The sequence below is a fragment of the Citrobacter sp. LJND-P06 genome (assembly GCF_058188415.1).
Genome location: NZ_CP187317.1, coordinates 2,809,412 through 2,830,872, shown reverse-complemented (window position 1 = coordinate 2,830,872; position 21,461 = coordinate 2,809,412). Strand labels below are relative to the sequence as shown.

At 48.2% G+C, this 21,461-nt stretch carries 12 protein-coding genes and 8 pseudogenes; all 20 read left to right on the top strand.

Annotated elements, in window-relative coordinates; genetic code table 11:
* The first annotated feature begins 192 nt into the window (after positions 1–192).
* Complete coding sequence (gene putP, locus ACO7SM_RS13610) at positions 193–1,701, top strand: sodium/proline symporter PutP (RefSeq protein WP_490467979.1); 1,509 nt, start codon at positions 193–195, stop codon at positions 1,699–1,701.
* A 260-nt stretch (positions 1,702–1,961) separates the two neighbouring features.
* Positions 1,962–2,795: an iron uptake transporter permease EfeU gene (gene efeU / locus ACO7SM_RS13605; RefSeq protein WP_490467978.1), complete on the top strand. Its 834-nt coding sequence runs from the start codon at positions 1,962–1,964 to the stop codon at positions 2,793–2,795.
* 56 nt (positions 2,796–2,851) lie between these two features.
* On the top strand, positions 2,852–3,979 hold the full coding sequence (gene efeO / locus ACO7SM_RS13600) for an iron uptake system protein EfeO (protein ID WP_490467977.1): 1,128 nt from the start codon (positions 2,852–2,854) through the stop codon (positions 3,977–3,979).
* 5 nt (positions 3,980–3,984) lie between these two features.
* Complete coding sequence (gene efeB / locus ACO7SM_RS13595) at positions 3,985–5,268, top strand: iron uptake transporter deferrochelatase/peroxidase subunit (RefSeq protein WP_490467976.1); 1,284 nt, start codon at positions 3,985–3,987, stop codon at positions 5,266–5,268.
* Between the two features lie 518 nt (positions 5,269–5,786).
* Complete coding sequence (gene phoH, locus ACO7SM_RS13590; protein ID WP_490467975.1) at positions 5,787–6,575, top strand: phosphate starvation-inducible protein PhoH; 789 nt, start codon at positions 5,787–5,789, stop codon at positions 6,573–6,575.
* A 729-nt stretch (positions 6,576–7,304) separates the two neighbouring features.
* Entirely contained in the window at positions 7,305–11,558 is a 4,254-nt protein-coding gene (locus ACO7SM_RS13585) for an RHS element core protein (protein WP_490467974.1), read from the top strand.
* Between the two features lie 8 nt (positions 11,559–11,566).
* Complete coding sequence (locus ACO7SM_RS13580) at positions 11,567–11,995, top strand: hypothetical protein (RefSeq protein ID WP_490467973.1); 429 nt, start codon at positions 11,567–11,569, stop codon at positions 11,993–11,995.
* Positions 11,996–12,054: 59 nt separating this feature from the next.
* Positions 12,055–12,217: pseudogene (locus ACO7SM_RS13575) on the top strand (RHS repeat-associated core domain-containing protein); the annotation flags it as partial.
* Positions 12,218–12,654: 437 nt separating this feature from the next.
* A complete protein-coding gene (locus ACO7SM_RS13570) occupies positions 12,655–13,014 on the top strand; it encodes a hypothetical protein (RefSeq protein WP_490467972.1) in 360 nt (119 codons plus the stop codon).
* Positions 13,015–13,053: 39 nt separating this feature from the next.
* A pseudogene (locus ACO7SM_RS13565) lies at positions 13,054–13,196 on the top strand (RHS repeat-associated core domain-containing protein); the annotation flags it as partial.
* A 3-nt stretch (positions 13,197–13,199) separates the two neighbouring features.
* Positions 13,200–13,622 (top strand): hypothetical protein, encoded by a 423-nt coding sequence (locus tag ACO7SM_RS13560; protein WP_490467971.1) that lies wholly within the window; start codon positions 13,200–13,202, stop codon positions 13,620–13,622.
* 666 nt (positions 13,623–14,288) lie between these two features.
* Positions 14,289–14,732 (top strand): annotated as a pseudogene (locus ACO7SM_RS13555) (RHS repeat-associated core domain-containing protein); the annotation flags it as partial.
* 538 nt (positions 14,733–15,270) lie between these two features.
* The gene (locus ACO7SM_RS13550; RefSeq protein WP_490467970.1) at positions 15,271–15,753 is read left to right on the top strand and encodes a hypothetical protein; all 483 of its coding nucleotides are present in this window, start codon (positions 15,271–15,273) and stop codon (positions 15,751–15,753) included.
* 11 nt (positions 15,754–15,764) lie between these two features.
* Positions 15,765–16,451, top strand: a pseudogene (locus ACO7SM_RS13545) (RHS repeat-associated core domain-containing protein); the annotation flags it as partial.
* Positions 16,452–17,325: 874 nt separating this feature from the next.
* Positions 17,326–17,517, top strand: a pseudogene (locus ACO7SM_RS13540) (RHS repeat-associated core domain-containing protein); the annotation flags it as partial.
* A gap of 398 nt (positions 17,518–17,915) precedes the next feature.
* Positions 17,916–18,182 carry a hypothetical protein gene (locus tag ACO7SM_RS13535; RefSeq protein WP_490467969.1) on the top strand — a complete coding sequence of 89 codons (267 nt, stop codon included), beginning with the start codon at positions 17,916–17,918 and terminating at the stop codon, positions 18,180–18,182.
* A gap of 82 nt (positions 18,183–18,264) precedes the next feature.
* Positions 18,265–19,128, top strand: a pseudogene (locus ACO7SM_RS13530) (DUF4329 domain-containing protein); the annotation flags it as partial.
* On the top strand, positions 19,128–19,460 hold the full coding sequence (locus tag ACO7SM_RS13525; protein WP_490467968.1) for an NTF2 fold immunity protein: 333 nt from the start codon (positions 19,128–19,130) through the stop codon (positions 19,458–19,460). The pseudogene ACO7SM_RS13530 and the gene ACO7SM_RS13525, both read left to right, overlap by 1 nt.
* Positions 19,461–19,476: 16 nt before the next feature.
* A pseudogene (locus ACO7SM_RS13520) lies at positions 19,477–19,786 on the top strand (RHS repeat-associated core domain-containing protein); the annotation flags it as partial.
* 803 nt (positions 19,787–20,589) lie between these two features.
* Positions 20,590–21,333, top strand: a pseudogene (locus tag ACO7SM_RS13515) (type IV secretion protein Rhs); the annotation flags it as partial.
* Positions 21,334–21,461 lie beyond the last annotated feature (128 nt).

The following is a 21,461-nucleotide window of genomic DNA, read 5'->3' as shown; positions in this document are numbered from 1 at the left end:
GTGCAACCTATAGAAAAATGGGATGCCACCGAATAAAAAATTGATGTAAATGGTGTGTTAAATCGATTGTGAATGACCACCGCTTCCGGCAGGATACGGTCGCCCTGGTAAACATATACACCACTGCCACGTTCCGGCAGGGGATAAACGGCAAGTATCGATATTGCCGATAAATGATTCTGGAGATTTTTGATGGCTATTAGCACACCGATGCTGGTGACATTTTGTGTCTATATTTTGGGCATGATATTGATTGGGTTTATTGCATGGCGTTCAACGAAGAACTTTGATGATTATATTCTGGGTGGCCGTAGCCTTGGGCCATTTGTCACCGCATTGTCGGCGGGGGCATCGGATATGAGCGGCTGGTTGCTGATGGGACTGCCAGGCGCGATTTTCATTTCAGGCATTTCAGAAAGCTGGATCGCGATTGGCCTGACATTAGGCGCGTGGATCAACTGGAAGCTGGTGGCGGGCCGTCTGCGCGTGCATACCGAATACAACAATAACGCGTTAACTCTGCCGGACTACTTCACCGGACGTTTTGAAGACAACAGCCGCATTCTGCGTATCATCTCCGCCGCGGTTATTCTGCTGTTTTTCACCATCTACTGTGCTTCCGGTATTGTGGCGGGGGCGCGCCTGTTCGAAAGCACCTTCGGCATGAGCTATGAAACGGCGCTGTGGGCGGGTGCGGCCGCGACCATCATTTACACCTTTATTGGCGGTTTCCTCGCGGTAAGCTGGACAGATACCGTTCAGGCCAGCCTGATGATTTTTGCGCTGATCCTGACGCCGGTGATGGTCATTATCGCCGTGGGCGGTTTTGGTGACTCGCTGGAAGTTATCAAACAAAAGAGCATTGAGAATGTGGACATGCTCAAAGGGCTGAATTTTGTCGCCATTATTTCCCTGATGGGTTGGGGGCTGGGTTACTTCGGTCAGCCGCATATCCTGGCGCGCTTTATGGCGGCGGACTCGCATCACAGCATCGTGCATGCGCGTCGTATCAGTATGACCTGGATGATCCTGTGTCTGGCGGGGGCCGTGGCCGTCGGCTTCTTCGGTATCGCGTACTTCAACGATAACCCGGCACTGGCAGGGGCGGTTAACCAGAACTCTGAGCGCGTCTTCATCGAACTGGCGCAAATTCTGTTCAACCCGTGGATTGCCGGTATTCTGCTGTCAGCTATCCTGGCCGCGGTGATGTCGACCCTCAGTTGCCAACTGCTGGTGTGCTCCAGTGCAATTACCGAAGATCTGTACAAAGCCTTCCTGCGCAAAGGTGCAAGCCAGAAAGAGCTGGTGTGGGTAGGGCGTCTGATGGTGCTGGTGGTGGCGCTGGTGTCTATCGCGCTGGCTGCCAACCCTGAAAACCGGGTTCTTGGCCTGGTGAGTTATGCCTGGGCCGGTTTTGGCGCGGCATTTGGCCCGGTGGTACTGTTCTCTGTGATGTGGTCGCGAATGACCCGTAACGGCGCGCTGGCCGGAATGATCATCGGTGCTGTCACGGTCATTGTCTGGAAACAATTCGCCTGGCTGGGTCTGTATGAAATCATTCCGGGCTTTATTTTCGGTAGTCTGGGGATTGTGGTCTTCAGTTTGCTGGACAAAGCGCCGTCTGCCGCCATGCTGGCACGCTTTGCGAAAGCGGATGCCCACTACCATTCGGCACCGCCGTCGCGCCTGCAAGAGCAGTAACAGAGCCTGAAGGCATCGAATTGCTGGTCGGATACGTTCATCATCCGACCAAAACACTCCCCAGCCCGCCGCGTGCGGGCTTTTTCGTCTCAATACCCCACAAAGTATTAATAACTATTAATCAGCCAAATATTTACATTCATTCATCATAATCAAAACATTCTGCTTGAGTTTTCCTTCTCTGTAATGATAATCACTATCACTGTAATTTACTTTTCTTTGCATCAGTTGACTGAGAATAACGTTTAAGGGTTCCCCGCATGTTTGTTCCGTTTCTAATTATGTTACGCGAAGGGTTAGAGGCTGCGCTGATTGTGAGTTTGATCGCCAGCTATCTGAAGCGTACCCAGCGCGGTCGCTGGATTGGTGTGATGTGGATTGGGGTGGTTCTGGCTGCGGGATTGTGCCTGGCGCTGGGGATCTTCATCAATGAAACCACGGGTGAATTTCCGCAGAAGGAACAAGAGCTGTTTGAAGGCATTGTGGCAGTCATTGCCGTGGTGATCCTGACCTGGATGGTGTTCTGGATGCGTAAAGTGTCGCGCAACGTCAAAGTACAACTGGAGCAGGCCGTCGACTCCGCCTTGCAGCGGGGAAATCATCACGGCTGGGCGCTGGTCATGATGGTTTTCTTCGCCGTTGCCCGTGAAGGTCTGGAATCGGTGTTCTTCCTGTTGGCTGCGTTTCAACAGGACGTTGGATTCTGGCCGCCGCTGGGCGCGATGCTGGGACTGGCAACCGCAGTGGTGCTCGGTTTCTTACTGTATTGGGGCGGGATCCGCCTTAATCTTGGCGCTTTTTTCAAATGGACCAGCCTGTTCATTTTGCTGGTTGCGGCCGGGCTTGCCGCCGGTGCTATCCGCGCGTTTCACGAAGCGGGACTGTGGAACCACTTCCAGGATGTGGCATTCGATATGAGCACTATCCTCTCAACCCATTCGCTGTTTGGCACGCTGATGGAAGGTATTTTTGGCTATCAGGAAGCACCGAGCGTAAGTGAAGTCGCGGTCTGGTTTATCTATCTGATTCCGGCGTTGGTGCTGTTTGCGCTGCCGCCTCGTGCAGGTACGACGGCGTCTCGTACGGCACCCTGAAAAATGTGGCGCAGAAAATTACTTAGTTACAACATACTTATTTAAAGGGATGAGTCATGACGATTAGCTTCCGCCGTAACGCGCTGCAGTTGGGTATTGCTGCGCTGTTTGCCTCCGCGTTTTCTGCTCACGCAGCAGATATTCCACAGGTTAAAGTCACTGTTAATGATAAACAGTGCGAACCGATGACCCTCACCGTGAATGCCGGGAAAACGCAGTTCATTATTCTGAACCACAGCCAGAAAGCGCTGGAGTGGGAAATCCTCAAAGGCGTGATGGTGGTGGAAGAACGCGAAAACATCGCCCCCGGTTTCAGTCAGAAAATGACCGTCAATCTGCAACCGGGTGAATATGACATGACCTGCGGTCTGTTGACCAACCCGAAAGGGAAGCTGATCGTGAAAGGCAGCGCAACGGCAGAAGCGGCGCAAAGCGACGCATTATTGAGTCTGAGCGGCGCGATTACTGAGTATAAAGCGTATGTTACGGCAGAAACCGCTCAGCTCGTGACCGGCACAAAAGCGTTTACCGATGCCATTAAAGCGGGTGATATCGAGAAAGCAAAATCACTGTATGCGCCAACGCGTCAGCATTACGAGCGTATTGAACCTATCGCGGAACTGTTCTCCGATCTGGATGGCAGTATCGATGCGCGTGAAGATGATTACGAACAGAAAGCGGCTGACCCGAAATTTACCGGCTTCCACCGTCTGGAAAAAGCCCTGTTCGGCGACAACAGTACGCAGGGCATGGAAAAATATGCTGACCAGCTTTATATCGACGTGGTTGATCTGCAAACGCGGATCGGTGAGTTGGCTTTCCCGCCGTCAAAAGTGGTGGGTGGCGCAGCCGGTCTGATTGAAGAGGTCGCGGCCAGCAAAATCAGCGGCGAAGAAGATCGTTACAGCCACACAGACCTGTGGGACTTCCAGGCAAACGTCGATGGCGCGCAAAAAATCGTCAACCTTCTGCGTCCGCAGCTCCAAAAATCCAATGCGGAATTGCTGGCGAAAGTGGATGCCAACTTTAAGAAAGTGGATACCATCCTGACGAAATATCGCACCAAAGACGGATTTGAAACCTATGACAAGCTGACCGATGCCGATCGTAACGCCCTGAAAGGGCCAATCACGACGCTGGCGGAAGATTTGTCTCAATTGCGCGGCGTACTGGGTCTGGATTAAGCACCATGCAGCAAGATAATGAAAACGGCGTGAGCGAACCGTCACGCCGACGTTTACTGAAAGGGATGGGGGCATTGGGCGGCGCGCTGGCACTGGCGGGGGGCTGCCCGGTGGCTCATGCTCAAAAACCACAAAGTGCGCCGGGGACGTTGTCGCCGAATGCCCGCAGCGAAACGCAACCCTTCTACGGCGAACATCAGGCGGGTATTCTCACGCCGCAGCAGGCGTCTATGATGCTGGTGGCCTTTGATATTCTGGCCAGTGATAAGGCGGATCTCGAACGTCTGTTTCGCCTGTTGACGCGCCGTATCGCCTTCCTGGCGACGGGAGGGCCAGCGCCTGAAACGCCAAATCCTCGCTTGCCGCCTATGGATTCCGGGATCCTCGGCGCCTGGATAGCACCGGACAACCTGACCATGACGCTCTCGGTGGGACACGCGTTGTTTGATGAGCGCTATGGATTGCAGGCTCAGATGCCGAAAAAACTGCAGAAAATGACGCGCTTTCCGAATGATTCACTGGATGCAGGGTTATGCCACGGGGATCTGCTGTTACAGATTTGCGCCAATACCCAGGATACGGTGATTCATGCGCTACGCGACATTATTAAGCACACGCCGGATCTCCTGAGCGTCCGCTGGAAACGGGAAGGGTTTATCTCCGATCACGCTGCACGCAGTAAGGGAAAAGAGACGCCGGTCAATCTGCTGGGCTTTAAAGATGGCACTGCCAATCCCGACAGCTCAGACGCCAGGCTAATGCAGGATGTTGTGTGGGTGACTGCAGAACAACAGGAACCCGCGTGGGCGACAGGGGGCAGTTATCAGGCCGTCCGGCTGATTCAGTTCCGCGTCGAATTCTGGGACAGAACGCCGCTGAAAGAGCAGCAGACCATTTTTGGACGTGATAAACAGAGCGGGGCGCCGCTGGGCATGCAGCACGAGCATGATGTGCCGGATTACGCCAGTGACCCGGAAGGGAATGTGATTGCGCTGGACAGCCATATTCGACTGGCGAATCCACGCACGGCAGAAACCCAATCCAGCCTGATGATGCGTCGTGGTTACAGTTACTCGCTCGGCGTGACCAATTCCGGGCAACTGGATATGGGACTGCTGTTCGTCTGTTATCAGCACGATCTGGAAAAAGGGTTTTTGGCCGTGCAAAAACGGCTGAACGGTGAAGCGCTTGAAGAGTACGTTAAGCCGATCGGCGGCGGCTACTTCTTCGCATTGCCCGGTGTAAAAAACGCCGACCACTATCTGGGACAATCCCTGCTGGAAGCCTGATAGTCAGCCCCGCGTTTCCTGCGGGGCTGTTCCTCTCATCCCCCTGAATGAAAATATTATTTTTTGATCTCACCCATCTTCTGAAATAATTTTGTCATATCCCTGTAAGAGACTGTTGTCGGCACAAGGAATTTTTTTCGTTAACGTAAAGTAAAAATGTTGTTGCGTTAATGATCGATTCTGTTGTAATTATACGTATGAGCGGTAGTTCCCGGCAGTGATGGTCATTCACTATGGAGATCGCGAATGGTAAGGTCCTCAACTGGACATGCTTTTCACAGTAACCGTAGTACCTTACGCGGAAGTTTCTCCTCCGGTAGCCCACTCGTCACCCCTAAATTTCTCTCACTTCTTCTTAGCATTGTTACTGACGCCGTATACGGTGCGCGTAGCCGTGTGTGGTGTCTTGTTAGAAGGCAAGCTATGGCTTACAAGGAAGCCAACCCTCAGATGTGTGTGCGCATAATCGTGCTGCCAGCGGCACGTGTGATGTATACCTACAACTCAAGGTGCTATCCATGGGAAGACAAAAAGCAGTGATCAAAGCTCGTCGCGAAGCAAAGCGTGTGCTGAGACGGGATTCACGTAGCCACAAGCAACGTGAAGAAGAGTCGGTCACCTCGCTTGTGCAGATGAGCGGCGTAGAAGCAATAGGCATGGCGCGCGACAGTCGCGACGCAACACCGATTGCAGCGCGAAATGAGGCTCAGGCGCACTATCTGAATGCCATTGAGAGTAAACAACTGATCTTCGCCACGGGTGAAGCCGGATGTGGTAAAACCTGGATCAGTGCGGCAAAAGCGGCAGAGGCCCTGATACATAAAGATGTAGAAAGGATCATTGTCACCCGCCCAGTCCTGCAGGCCGACGAGGATCTCGGCTTCTTGCCTGGGGATGTATCTGAGAAATTCGCGCCTTATTTTCGCCCGGTCTATGATGTGCTGGTGAAACGTCTGGGGGCGTCTTTTATGCAGTACTGCCTGCGACCTGAGATTGGCAAGGTGGAAATCGCGCCGTTCGCGTATATGCGCGGACGTACATTTGAAAATGCAGTTGTCATTCTCGACGAGGCTCAGAATGTAACTGCTGCGCAGATGAAAATGTTTTTAACTCGCCTCGGGGAAAACGTCACGGTTATCGTAAATGGAGATATTACCCAATGCGATTTACCCGCTCACGTTCAGTCTGGGCTCAGTGACGCGTTAGCGCGTTTTGAAGAAGATGAGATGGTCGGGATTATCCGATTCAACAAAAACGACTGCGTGCGTTCCGCGCTCTGCCAACGTACGCTTAATGCTTACAGCTAGCGGTAGTGTTTTCTCATAGCCCGGGAAACCGGGCTTTGTTTTTTGCAGGGGGAGTATTTGCGTCTATCTCACCAGGGAATTAATTAAGCATGTTTTATTTTTCTGATTATATGAGAGTGCGATTTTGAGCAGGTAAAAGGGGTTCTGAAGCGAAATAACCGTTTGGTCAGACTACCTGTAACGCGATGCGTGCGACATCAAATACAAGCATATCGTGAATTTCCTAAGGTGATTCATTCCCCCTGATAATGCGTCGAATGAAATATTGACAGTCATTACCAAAGATCTGGCCCATTAACCTGAATCATTGATATCAGTCAAAAAAATAAATACAGAAAGGAGTATTTCGTTTCATATAGTAACGTAATTTATTATTTCGTCAGGTGCTGTGCCATCCGGTTTACTTTACCCTCTGTCACAATTCCGCTTCCCGCGAGATACCGTTTTATCTGCATCAGGGGGGTTGTGTCATTAAAAGGACTGCGTTTTACGCTGGAAGTGGACGTTGCCAGCGACTCCTTCGGGCAGCCAGCAGAAAAATTACCGTCGGTCTGAATCAGGCTGAAGCAGTAGGTATTGCCCGCGCCCTGACGATGGGGGTGGTGTACCCCCGCCAAAAGCGCCGGAAGACAGCGACAGCCCGCCGCCGGATATGCGACAGCACCGATTAAACAGCATCACAAATTTGTAAAACAGGGCAGTTAAGCAAAATAAAAGAGGGACAGGTGTATGAGCGGAAAACCGGCCGCGCGTCAGGGCGACGGCACCATGGAGGGTGGCCCGATAATCCAGGGCTCAGCGGGCGTGATGATTGGCGCGCCGACCGGCGTGGCCTGTTCGGTGTGTCCGGGCGGCATGACTTCCGGCAACCCGGTTAACCCGCTGCTGGGTGCGAAAGTGTTGCCGGGCGAAACCGATTTTGCGCTGCCCGCCCCGCTGCCGTTTGTGCTTTCACGTACCTACAGCAGTTACCGCACAAAGACCCCCGCCCCTGTGGGAATATTTGGCCCCGGCTGGAAAGCCCCCTTTGATATCCGCTTACAGATTCGCGACGGGGAACTGATACTCAACGACAATGGCGGCAGAAGCATTCATTTTGACCCGCTGTTTGCAGGGGAAACGGCTTTCAGCCGCAGTGAATCCTTCTGGCTGGCGCGGGGTGGTGCACTGAAGCTGCATGAAAGTAATCCCCTTCATCTTCTCTGGCAGACGCTGCCGGAGAATATCCGGCTCAGCCCACATGTTTACCTGGCAACCAGCAGTCTCCGGGGGCCGTGGTGGATACTCGGCTGGTGTGAGCGCGTGCCCGCGCCGGATGAGGTGCTGCCAGCCCCGCTACCACCGTACCGGGTACTGACCGCACTGGTGGATAATTTTGGTCGCATAATGATTTTCCATCGCGCGGCGTCCGGGGCGTTTGCCGGAGACATCACCGGCGTGACGGACGGCGCAGGACGCCGCTTTCATCTGGTGCTGACCACCCAGGCACAGCGGGCGGAGCAGTACCGGAAACAGGCCGTATCCGGGGCCACAAAACAGACATCCTTCCCGGATACGCTGCCCGCCACGGATTACGGCGCAGACAGCGGTATTCGCCTTGCCGAAGTGTGGCTGACCCATGACCCGGAATACCCGGATAACCTGCCTGCGGAACCTCTGGCGCGTTATACCTATTCACCGCGGGGCGAACTGGTGAGGGCGTATGACCGCAGCGGCACGGCAGTACACGGTTTTACTTATGACGCAAAACAGCCGGGGCGGATGACGGCGCACCGCTATGCCGGCAGGCCGGAGACACAGTACCGCTACGATGCGTCGGGTCGCGTGACGGAGCAGCGTAACGCTGAAGGGTTAAGCTACACCTACGTTTATGAACGAAATACCGTCACCATTACCGACAGCCTGAACCGCCGGGAGGTGCTGCACACCGAAGGCGACGGCGGGCTGAAACGGGTGGTGAAACAGGAGAAAGCGGACGGCAGCACGATTCTCAGCGACTATGACAGCGCGGGCAGACTGCTGGCGCAGACCGACGCGGCAGGCCGCAAAACAGAGTATCGTCTCAGTCCCGGCTCCGGCCTGCCCAAAGAAATCATCACGCCGGACGGCAGACGCACGGAACTGTATTACAACAGCCAGCGCCAGCTGACCAGCACCCTGTTCCCGGACGGACTGCAAAGCCAACAGGAATACGACGCCCACGGCAGGCTGACGGCGGAAACCCTGCGCAACGGCAGCACAACCCGTTATTTTTATGACAGCCCGCGCAGCGAATATCCGTGTGCCACGGAAGATGCCACCGGCAGCCGTAAAGAGATGGCATGGAGTCGTTACGGCCAGTTGCTCACTTTCGCCGACTGTTCCGGGTATGAAACCCGTTATGAATATGACCGTTTCGGGCAGCTAACGGCGGTACACCAGGAGGAAGGTCTCAGCGTTTACCGGGCTTATGATAACCGGGGGCGTTTAACCGTGGTAAAAGATGCGCAGAGCCGTGAAACCCGCTATGAATACAGCGTCGCAGGCGACCTGACAGCGGTGATAACCCCGGACGGCAGACGCCGTGAAACCCGCCATGATGAACAGGGTAACATCCTCAGCGCCACGCAGGACGGGCTGACGCGGCGGATGGAATATGACGCCGCAGGCCGGGTGACACAACTGACCAACGAGAACGGCAGCCATACGACCTTCACTTACGATGTGCTGGACAGGCTGGTACAGGAAACCGGGTTTGACGGCAGGACACAGCGTTACCGTTACAGTGCCACCGGACAGCTTGTCCGCAGCGAGGACGTAAACCAGGTCACGCTCTGGCAGTACGATGAGGCTGACCGTCTGACGCACCGCACCATCAATGACGAACCCGCAGAGCAGTGGCGCTACAACGAGCGTGGCTGGCTGACGGAAATCAGCCATCTCAGCGAAGGCCACCGCGTTGCCGTTCATTACCGACATGACAGACAGGGACGTACTGTCAGCGAGCGCCAGACGGTACATTCCCCGGAAACGGAGGAACTGCTCTGGCAGCATGAAATCCGGCATGGTTACAGCGACAAAGGGTTGCTGAACCGCATCACGCCGGATGCACTTCCTGCGGTGGAGTGGCTGACCTATGGCAGCGGTTATCTGGCAGGCATGAAGCTGGGCGACACGCCGCTGATGGATTTCACCCGCGACCGCCTGCACCGCGAAACGCAGCGCAGTTTTGGCAATTACGAACTGACCACGACCTGGACCCCCGGTGGGCAGTTGCAGAGTCACCATCTTAACAAACCGCAGCTTAACCGCGATTACACGTGGAATACCGGCGGGCAGCTTGTCCGTATCAGCGGGCAGAATGAGCAGCGTGATTATCACTATGCTGAGGCCGGGCGGTTACTCAGTACGCAGATTAAATCGGTGCGCCATGACCTGGAGCAGTGGACCTTCACCGACCCGGCGGGTAACCGGACAGCGGCGCGGGATAAATACCCGATGCTGCCGGAAGCCTGGCAGGATAACCGTATCACTCAGGACGCTGATTACTTTTATCATTACGACGAACACGGCAGGCTCACGGAAAAAGACGAGCGGCGTATCCACCCGCAGGGCAGTCTTTCGCATCTTTACCGCTATGATAATCAGCACCGGCTGGCACACTACCGCCAGATGCAGCAGGGCAACCTGCTGGCGGAAAGTCACTATATTTACGACCCGCTGGGCCGTCGTGTCGGTAAGCGGATGTGGAAGAGCCAGACTGAGCGCAGCCTGAAAGGTGAGACGCATCTCTGGCTGAATCCCACCCCCGAAGTCACGTGGTATGGCTGGGAGGGTGACAGGCTGACCACCACACAGACAGATGCCACCCGTATCCAGACGGTGTATCTGCCGGGGAGTTTCACGCCGTTAATCCGCACAGAAACCGCGACAGCAGAACGGGCTAAAACCCACCGCCGTACGCTGGCGGAAAAGCTCAGCCAGGATGCGGGCATGGTGTTTATGCCGGAACTGGTGGCACTGCTGGATAATCTGGAGCGGGAGCTGAACACGAGCCAGGTCAGCGAACAGAGCCGGCAGTGGCTGGCACAGTGCGGCCTGACGCCTGAGCAGATGAAAAACCAGATGGAGCCGGAATACGTGCCGGTGAGGAAGATCCACCTGTACCACTGCGACCACCGGGGACTACCGCTGGCGTTAACCGATGTTAACGGGGAAATTGCGTGGAGCGCAGCGTTTGATGAATGGGGCAATATGCTGCGGGAGGATAATCCCGACAATCTGCAACAGCTTATCCGTCTGCCAGGACAACAGTATGATAAAGAGACGGGGCTGTATTACAACCGGCACCGTTACTATGACCCGTTGCAGGGACGGTATATTACGCAGGATCCGATTGGGCTTAATGGTGGGTGGAATCTCTATAATTACCCGCTGAATCCGATTATGAAAATAGACCCTCTTGGATTAGATAAGATAGATTTTCCAGGTTATAACACCCCATGGGGAAATGAGGTTGGCTCCGCCGCAAATGCCGTATCTGAGGGTAAAATGTCGTATGAAGATGGGGTGGCTGCAATAGATGCAGCCACAGGCCCTTACTATTCTCCTCTTATATTTTCTTCTTCTCTTGATGTCGGTGTTGCAGCCTATGGGATCACAGGGGGTAGTATTGCACTTGGCATTCTTACCGGGAATGGTGGTAAGGGATTAGATCTGTGTGCATATATTATGGCATGCCAAGGTGTTGGGGCTGGTGCTTCCGGTGCAGCATCTATTTCTGGTACGGTCAGTAATGCACCGCCTAGTTCTGGAGTGTCATATAGCAGTGGAGCAACAACTGATGTTGGATTCTTACTTAATGGTTCTGCAACGGGTTTAGTTGAGATAAATGGTAAGAATGATCCTTTGCATTGGTCGGCAACAGCTGCTGGGGGATTGGGTGCTGGAGAGTTTGCAGGTGTGCTTACTTGCCAGCAATATACTCGTTGTATAGTTAATTAGAGATTCTTATGAAAATTAAAATTATTATTATTATAATGGCTGTCTTTTTTGCAGGGTGTGATAATCATGATGTAAATGATGCCGTAACTGAAATAGTTCGGTTTCATTCAATGTATAACACAAAAGAATTTAATGGAATTTATGACACTATGTTAACAAATGAATTCAGAAACTCAATGACAAAAAACGATTACGTTAAGTTTATGAATCAGACCTATAATATAATAGGTGCATATGACAGCAGCACATTAAAAAAAAGCAATCAAGTTAAATCATTAATTGGCAAAGAAAAAATTGAATTGACATATAATTCAATGTATGAAAAGTATAATTTAGATGAATTCTTTATTGTAGAAAAGGAGGGGGGCGTCTATAAAATAAAAAAAATAGTATATGATGATATTCATGCTATAAAGAAGGAAAGTAATAAATATTAAACGTAGGGTGAAATTGAGTGTGTCGTAACATCCTGTCCAGTCCGAAAATAAACCCGAATCAGTATGACGATGAACCGAGGCTTTACTTATAACTGGCATCGTTACTACGATCCGCAACAGGGACGGTATATTACGCAGGATCCGATTGGGTTAGTGGGGGGATGGAATTTATATCAGTATCCAATTGATCCTGTTCAGAGGATCGATCCTTTAGGCTTAACGTCGATAATAATCGGTAATGGCCCTGTACCTGATAACCCTTTTGGTCATGCTGCTTTGGCTACGACGAGAAATGGAGTAATAAGTTTTGGTACTAAAGATGCAATCGGTCAAACTTCATTAAGTTCATATTTTAATAAAATGCAACCAAGAAGAGATAGTTGGATTTGGATAGTAGATACAACTCCTGAACAAGAAGAATGTATGTTTGATGAAGCGATAAGTTTGGGTAACAATCAAGGATTATTCACAGATAATTGTTTTAGTCGGACAAATAAAATATTTTCAGCATGTGGATACGATAATCCACATATGAATACCAATACACCGGCTAGCTTGCAAGTTTTAGGGGAACTGTACGGTTCTCATAAGATAATGATGCCTAAAGGAGATTTTAAAGGTCTTTCATCAGAATTAAAGGACTTTACGAGGGTGGGTGAATGAGGTACAAAATTGTATTTATGATGTTTCCTGCGATAATTACATTAATATCATGTGACTATTATAATGCAGTAATGGATTATAAAGATAATGACGCGCTTCAACAGATAGACTTACGAGACAATACAATAAATAGAGGAGAAACAGCTAATTTACTTGAACTTAATGGATATTGTTTTTTTAAGAAAAATGATATTTGGGTTTTATTAAACGGCCATTCTAAAGAAAAAATTAAAGTTTTAAATGAAAAGTCATTACCCTGCATGGATAAAAAAGACATAAAATGGGCACGAATAGTTTGTGAAAAATTAACTGATGAAGATGAGAATGGTTTAATGAAGATAGCTTGTGCAAAATGATATGGGTAATTTAATTAATTACTCATTATTTAAAATTGAAGTCGGCTACATTATAACCGCCACCGCTATTACAACCCGCAACAAAGACGGTATGTCACGCAGGATCCGATTGGGTTGAGGGGGGATGAAATTTATATGGGTATCCGCTCAATCCGCAGCAATTTGTAGATCCGTTGGGCTTGTGTGTGGAGGACTTATGTATAATTGAGGGTGGCATATTTTTATCTTTCCTTTTAGGTGCTGGCTCAACGGTTCAGACTCAAGAATCTCAACAGATCAATATCGATCAATATGGACGCAAAGTTAGCCCTGAGGCGGATAAGTTAACAAGCGAGCATAAGTCTGGCTTTAATTCCGGTTGGAATTGTACACCAGAGGATCTTAATGACTTACAAAGTGAGAAAAATAGGTTATGTAATCAATCTAGAGCTTGTTCCCCGCAAATGCCAAAAAATGAGCTTTTGAGGAGATGTGAAGTTAATTTGGCATGCGCTTCGGTTAGAAAGCAAATTAATAACCAATGCTTTGGTGGAGGTGATAAATCTCATATGGAAGAAGAAAATAAAGCATATAAAACAGCTTCTGATTGCAGTGGGTTGATAAAATGAAAAAAATAAATTACCTAAATAAAAAAGAAGTATATGATGTACTTCAGAGTGTTTTTCCGATGCAACCAATTCCAGTCTTTTCAGAAGATATGAGAGGATTAAGTGATCCTGAACTAGTGTATGTTTTTTTTCGGGGAGACAATGGGATGAAATTGCAGATAATTTGAACTTAAAAGAGGATTCTTATGCGCTGGAACTTGGCCTTTCATTTATTTCAGAGTGTGATTTTTTCTATTATATACCTCTATACATCTATGCTTCCTTATACAATAAAAATGAATTCTGGGTTTTTGAATCCGATTTTGTTCAACAATATCTATGCCCTGAATACCGAGATTGTGATGATTTTTTAAATTTTATACTTAAATTTTCTGATGCCCAATTATTAATTTTAGCTCAATTCATTGCTTACGAATCAGATATATTGAAATTTTCTTATGCAAGCAAAGCTTGTAGGGATTTTTGGGACAGTTATTTATAGAGAGGAATAACGGTCTATTTGATATTAACGAAGATAGTTCTGAAGGCTTCAATCCTAATGGGATAGACACAAAAACGGTTATGAAAGGTTAAATAATGACTGCTAACTCTGAAACTCGTGGGCGAAAACTGTGCAGATAGTATAGCCAGTTACCGTTTACCGTGCGGGAGTATGCGGGTGTGAAACGTCTGGAAGATAACTTCAGGGCGGGAGTCCTGTCGGAAAGAAGCCGCGACTGGCTGGAGTTTACGAATATCCCTGCCCAGCTTATGGCGATGCAGTTTGACTCGTTGTCGGTGGTTAATAACCGAAAAGTCCATCTTTATCTGTGTGACCACCGGGGACTACCGCTGGCGTTAACCGATGTTAACGGGGAAATTGCGTGGAGCGCAGCGTTTGATGAATGGGGGAATATGCTGCGGGAGGACAATCCCGACAATCTGCAACAGCTTATCCGTCTGCCAGGACAACAGTATGATAAAGAGACGGGGCTGTATTACAACCGGCACCGTTACTATGACCCGTTGCAGGGCCGGTATATCACGCAGGATCCGATTGGGTTAGTGGGGGGATGGAATAAATATAAATACTCATTTAATCCTGTACAAAATATCGATCCCTTGGGATTATGGGTCGGTGTTGATGATGCTGTATTTTCTGGTTTAGGGGCGCTCGTAGGGCTGGCAGGGCAAGGTATTAGTGACTTACTATCTTGTGAATTAAGTGGATGGGAGGATTATGCAGGTTCGGCTATAGGCGGAGCTGCCGGCGGAGAGGCTTTATTATATACTGGCCCTATTGGTGCGGGACTTGCTGCTGGAGCAGCAACTAATGCAAGCAAACAGATTCTGAAGAATATATCAGGCAAGCAATGTGGATATAACTGGCTAAGTTTTGCTACGGACTCTGTTATTGGTGCGGCTACAGGATTTATTCCCGGGATGGGGATTGCGGGTGTTACTGCTGGTCGGGGAAGCTTCAATGCAATATTTAAACAAATGACAACAAAAGCATCACAGGGCATGATTTCATCGATGCAAACCAAGACTGCTGCGAAAATGTTTGTAGGTAGAGCCGTAGATACCGCTTTGGTTCCGGGTACTGCGGCTGGTGCGGCTGGTGGTATTGTTGAATCCAAAGTGCTGGATAAATTGAATACACCAACATGTGAGTGCCAATAATGTGAATATATCAGCAGCACGTTCAACATATGTAGTAATATTTATTGTTTTCGGATGGCCATTTTTAAGTGTTTTAGCTTTGTTATTATTTAAAGGTATAGTGCCCGGCATATTCCCCATGCTATTTATTTCATTTTTATTGATAAGCAGCGCTGTTCTTTGGATTTTTATGTTTAAGATAAAAATAGAGAGCGGAGTAATATTTTACCGTTGTTTGTTTTCTGGGAAAACCTGTATTAGCTTATCAAATATTGATTCGGTAGTGCATAAAACAGGATTTAAAGAATACAGTGAAAGATTTCTACCATTTACTCGTCTGGAGATAAAAGAAAAACAAGGGAGGAAAATGATAATAAATTTAAAAATTTTCGATAAAAATAGTATGCGCTTGTTGGGAAAATATCTTGAAGAGTGCGCTATTAAAAACTTACGTTCCTTTGAACCTCTGAGTGTGGAGAAATCAGACTGAGTGCTGAGACATATCTCTGGCTGAATCCCACCCCCGAAGTCACATGGTATGGCTGGGAGGGTGACAGGCTGACCACCACACAGACAGATGCCACCCGTATCCAGACGGTGTATCTGCCGGGGAGTTTCACGCCGTTAATCCGCACAGAAACCGCGACAGCAGAACGGGCTAAAACCTACCGCCGCACGCTGGCGGAAAAACTCAGCCAGGATGCGGGCATGGTGTTTATGCCGGAACTGGTGGCACTGCTGGATAATCTGGAGCGGGAGCTGAACACGGGCCAGGTCAGCGAACAGAGCCGGCAGTGGCTGGCACAGTGCGGGCTGACGCCGGAGCAGATGAAAAACCAGATGGAGCCGGAATACGTGCCGGTGAGGAAAATCCACCTGTACCACTGCGACCACCGGGGACTACCGCTGGCGTTAACCGATCTTAACGGGGAAATTGCGTGGAGCGCAGCGTTTGATGAATGGGGCAATATGCTGCGGGAGGATAATCCCGACAATCTGCAACAGCTTATCCGTCTGCCAGGACAACAGTATGATAAAGAGACGGGGTTGTATTACAACCGGCATCGTTACTACGATCCGCAACAGGGACGGTATATCACGCAGGATCCGATTGGGTTTAATGGTGGTTTAAACCCATATACCTATCCATTGAATCCATTACGATCAATAGATCCATTGGGTCTGAACAATATCGATATTATTGTCAATAATAATGGAATAGGCCATGTTGGCTTGCATATGGGAACTGGGGAGGATGAATTATTATATGATCCGGGTGGTTCCTACGTTACACCTGCCGGGATACCTTCCGGTAGTGGGGGTGTTTTTGGTGCATCAGATGCTAATTTGAATAATTATTTAAAATATCAATATGCGGATGGTTCTAAAGTCTCTATCTATAGTTTTGAAATAACACCGGAGGAAGATAAAAAAATTAGAGATGCGATAGATCATATGGGAGGATGTGCACCGCTCAAGTGTGCGATATGTTCCAGCAGTGTTTTGCAGGGAATTGGTCCTTTCAAAAAACTAGAAATGGCTATAAGTCCGTGGGGAATGGGAGATGCTATGCGCGATATTCAGCATCCCAGCCCCTTTGGTTCTTTTTTTGTTTCTCCTGCATATTAAAAGGTAACACGAATGAAAATCGGAATGCCTAGTCTAAAAATGTTTATTTTACTCTGTGCATTCATTGTACATCTTACTCTTGTTTATAATTTTTCATTTACAGCGCTCCATCGCTATTTTTGGATTTATATTTTTTTATTTTATATGTTTTTAACTGGTATTTTTATACTGAAGTATGTTTTTTTTCGTAACTCACAGAGTGGTAGGTTTGTTTTTTTTATTCTGGGGCCTTATTTTTCTTCTGTCTTGGCTGATATATTTGTGATGATTATCTATTTTTTTGATTTTTTTACTGGTAATATATTAAATAACCTTATAGGTAGTTTTTTTGTACCTTACATAGCTTTGTGTGCATGGTTTGTGTCTATAGTGTTTTTATTTTATTCGCATATAACTCGATGAGAACGTTTCTCAAAAATATCATACATATAACTTGGCGCAACTATTGCGCCTGCCGGGGCAGCAATATGACGCGAAAAGTGGACTGTCCTATAATCGGCATCGTTACTACGATCCGCAACAGGGACGGTATATCACGCAGGATCCGATTGGGCTTAATGGTGGTTTAAACCCATATACCTATCCATTGAATCCGGTCACAGAGGTAGATCCGCTGGGGTTGTTGGCTTTCGTGATTCCAGCCATACTTGAAGGTGTTAACTGGTTATTCTGGGGGAGTGCTGTCGCGGGTGGTGCTGTGTTGACCACCTCCGGGGATTCGGAAAAATCAAAAACAGAAAATTTGACTAAATGTGAGGAGAACAAACCTTGTCCACCTTGTAAAACGATTAGTGGAAACATAGTACTACGGGGAACTATCGGGTATCGTCATGATTTGGTCCCACCAGGAAAGCCTCATCATCCATATACAGGTGATCATTATAACTTATACAAAGCCAATCAGAATCCCAAGAACTGTCGATGTTTCTGGACCGAAAGTGGTGCTGCTGATGCTGCTAACGATCTTCCACCTCCAGCAGGTTCTATACCTATAGAACCATTTGCCCCTTAAAAGGAACGAATATGAAATATTCTGATGGTAGTAATATTTTACTGGGGGATGTCGTCACTCTTGGAGGAGGAATGACCGGAGTGGTTGTTTGCAATTTTGATAACAAGGAGTTCGCTAAAGGTTTCGATAAAAATGAATGGGGGAATTTTAAAACAGGGATAATGGTGGAGTCTCCACAAGGTGGTCTTGTATATTATGCAGAAGATTGTATTGATTTAACTTTGATAAAGAGAGGTGCGTTACACCTCTCCCATAAAAAACTACGAAATTATAAGTAAAAGAACACAATATTAACCTGTTGTAATGAAGGTAACTTAACTGCTACCAGATAAATTCTGTAATGGGTTTGCTGGGTACAGACTAACGGAAGCGCAGATGCGGGCGCAATTGGAGCCAGTACCAGCCGTAGAACGAACCCGTTCAGTTCACTGCGACCGTCGCGGGTTACCGCTGGTACTGGTGAACGCGGAAGGGGCCACGGTATGGTGCGAGGAGTATGATGAGTGGGATAACCATCTGAATGAAGTGAACCCAGACAACCTGCAGCAGCTTATCCGGCTGCCAAGACAGCAGTATGACGAGGAATCGGGACTACACTATAATCGGCACCGGTACTATGATCCGCAGCTGGGGAGATATATCACGCAGGATCCGATTGGGCTGAGAGGTGGGTGGAATTTATATCAGTATCCAATTGTTCCAATTAATAAAATAGATCCTCTTGGACTAGCTGTATGGGAGGACGCAAAATCTGGAGCATGTACGGAAGGGATATGCCAAATATTTTCACCTTTTACTGGTCCTGATAAATTTTCAAATCCAGATGACGCCGCGTTGGATGCATTAACAAAAATAAATGGAAAATCTATATGTCAGAGTGCCGAATTTGCAGGTTTGGTTTGTAGAGATAGTAATAATAAATATTTTTCTACACCTCCTAAAAAAGGGTTAGAGGATACCTCTTATCCTTTTGATAGCCCTTGTCCAAGCGGCACAAACGCTACCGCCATTTATCACACACATGGTTCAGCTAGTAATGGAAGATATATTGATGAAGAATTTCCTCCTGCTGATAAATCTCTTTCGGCAGGTAAAGGTATTCCGAATTACCTCGGAACACCTGGCGGGTCATTTAAGAAGATAGAATCTAATGGTAACCAATCTATAAATAAATCTGGATTACCAAACCAATGCAGGATACATGCAAACGGGGACATATACTGATGAAAAATATTTTTGTAGTCGCGTTTTTTATTTTTTTTCCATCTATATCTTTTTCTCAAAATACATCACCCATGTGTTTGTCAGAAAGTATCAACAATCAAATGCCCTATTTGATAAATGATAAGATTATGGCGAAAAATTTAGCTGAAATATATGTAAGAGAACGTTATGGAGAGGATAATGCACAACGAGAAAAACCATATATCGTTGAAGATAAATGTGAGTTCTGGAAAGTTAGTGGAAGCATGGAACCAAATGCAACGGGCGGTGTTTTTATAATTGAAATAGATAAGTTAAATGGAAGAATAAGATTATTTGAACATGGGAAGTAGATTTTCTATTATATGCCACTGCGACCATCTCGGTACGCCGTTGGCGTTGATTGACCACAAAGGTGAGATCGACTGGCAGGCTGAATTCGACGAATGGGGCAACCTGCAACGCGAGCATAATCCGCATAACCAGCAACAGCTTATCCGTCTGCCGGGACAACAGTATGATAAAGATACGGGGTTGTATTACAACCAGCACCGTTACTACGATCCGCAACAGGGACGGTATATCACGCAGGATCCGATTGGGCTTAATGGTGGCCTTAACTTGTACCGCTATCCGCTGGATCCAATAAAATATATTGATCCATTGGGACTGAATGAAGCAGCAGGAGCATACGTTGTGAGTCGAGATTTATCAGCTTTAGGTGATCAAGCTAGATCTCGATGGAACCCACTTACACACACATTTACGGTAACTATTGACGATTGTGGAAATATACTTCATACATACAGTTGGGGAAATGATACAAATTTGAAAGATTGGAATTTGGATCAGCCGATTGATTTGAAAGCGGCTAAAGAAGCATTTGGGACTGGTCTGGCTGAGCCAACTGGGGCATCTAGTAGATGCGTAGAAAAAGCGTATGCCCAATTAAATAAAAAGAAAATGAACATATTAATTTATTTATTGCAAGAAATTGTAAGTATGAAACAAATGAATTTTTATTCAAAGCAATGACTATTTGTAAAAATAATAAATGGGGCGCATCTCCATTCGCGCCTAATCCTGGAATCTATGGGTATTCATACTAATGATAAAAATATTATTAATACTTGTGGTGGGTACAGTAATTAGTGTTTTTTCGAAAGGTATCTACGCAAAATTCATTATGCTACCAGACGGTTATGAACGTTTCTTTTATGCCAGAGTGTTTTTTTATCAAGTATTATCGCAGGAGGAACGATAGGATCGTTATTAATTTATAAAATAAGTAACAGAAATATTACTGATAGTATAACTTATGGCGTTATTACATGTTTGGTTATGTTATTCACAATTGGTTTTTTGCTTGTAAATATATATGGGGTGTGGTTTTTTCATATGGTTAAAATATATACATAACGAGCACTGAGAAGCTCGCAGATTAAATCGGTGCGCCATGACCTGGAGCAGTGGACCTTCGCCGACCCGGCGGGTAACCGGACTGCGGCGCGGGATAAATCCCCGGTGTTGCCGGAAGCCTGGCAGGATAACCGTATCACTCAGGACGCTGATTACTTTTATCATTACGACGAACACGGCAGGCTCACGGAAAAAGACGAGCGACGTATCCACCCGCAGGGCAGTCTTTCGCATCTTTACCGCTATGACAACCAGCACCGGCTGGCACATTACCGCCAGATGCAGCAGGGCAACCTGCTGGCGGAAAGTCGCTATATTTACGACCCGCTGGGCCGCCGTGTCGGTAAGCGGGTGTGGAAGAGCCAGACTGAGCGCAGCCTGAAAGGTGAGACGCATCTCTGGCTGAATCCCACCCCCGAAGTCACGTGGTATGGCTGGGAGGGTGACAGGCTGACCACCACACAGACAGATGCCACCCGTATCCAGACGGTGTATCTGCCGGGGAGTTTCACGCCGTTAATCCGCACAGAAACCGCGACAGCAGAACGGGCTAAAACCCACCGACGTACGCTGGCGGAAAAGCTCAGCCAGGATGCGGGTATGGTGTTTATGCCGGAACTGGTGGCACTGCTGGATAATCTGGAGCGGGAGCTGAACTCGGGCCAGGTCAGCGAACAGAGCCGGCAGTGGCTGGCACAGTGCGGGCTGACGCCGGAGCAGATGAAAAACCAGATGGAGCCGGAATACGTGCCGGTGAGGAAAATCCACCTGTACCACTGCGACCACCGGGGACTACCGCTGGCGTTAACCGATGTTAACGCTGATGAATTTATCCTGGTCGTACTCATCAGGCGAAATAAAACCGTACTTTCGTACGAGCTCTTTCTTAAATATGGCGGTGAGGGGGGATTGACTCGCTTTGCTCGCCCTATGGG

Excerpts from the sequence above, each read along its gene's own strand:
- efeB (WP_490467976.1), top strand. The coding sequence starts at position 3,985 with ATGCAGCAAGATAATGAAAACGGCGTGAGCGAACCGTCACGCCGACGT.
- efeO (WP_490467977.1), top strand. The coding sequence starts at position 2,852 with ATGACGATTAGCTTCCGCCGTAACGCGCTGCAGTTGGGTATTGCTGCG.
- ACO7SM_RS13535 (WP_490467969.1), top strand. The coding sequence starts at position 17,916 with ATGAAATATTCTGATGGTAGTAATATTTTACTGGGGGATGTCGTCACT.
- ACO7SM_RS13580 (WP_490467973.1), top strand. The coding sequence starts at position 11,567 with ATGAAAATTAAAATTATTATTATTATAATGGCTGTCTTTTTTGCAGGG.
- ACO7SM_RS13585 (WP_490467974.1), top strand. The coding sequence starts at position 7,305 with ATGAGCGGAAAACCGGCCGCGCGTCAGGGCGACGGCACCATGGAGGGT.
- phoH (WP_490467975.1), top strand. The coding sequence starts at position 5,787 with ATGGGAAGACAAAAAGCAGTGATCAAAGCTCGTCGCGAAGCAAAGCGT.
- ACO7SM_RS13525 (WP_490467968.1), top strand. The coding sequence starts at position 19,128 with ATGAAAAATATTTTTGTAGTCGCGTTTTTTATTTTTTTTCCATCTATA.
- ACO7SM_RS13570 (WP_490467972.1), top strand. The coding sequence starts at position 12,655 with ATGAGGTACAAAATTGTATTTATGATGTTTCCTGCGATAATTACATTA.
- efeU (WP_490467978.1), top strand. The coding sequence starts at position 1,962 with ATGTTTGTTCCGTTTCTAATTATGTTACGCGAAGGGTTAGAGGCTGCG.
- putP (WP_490467979.1), top strand. The coding sequence starts at position 193 with ATGGCTATTAGCACACCGATGCTGGTGACATTTTGTGTCTATATTTTG.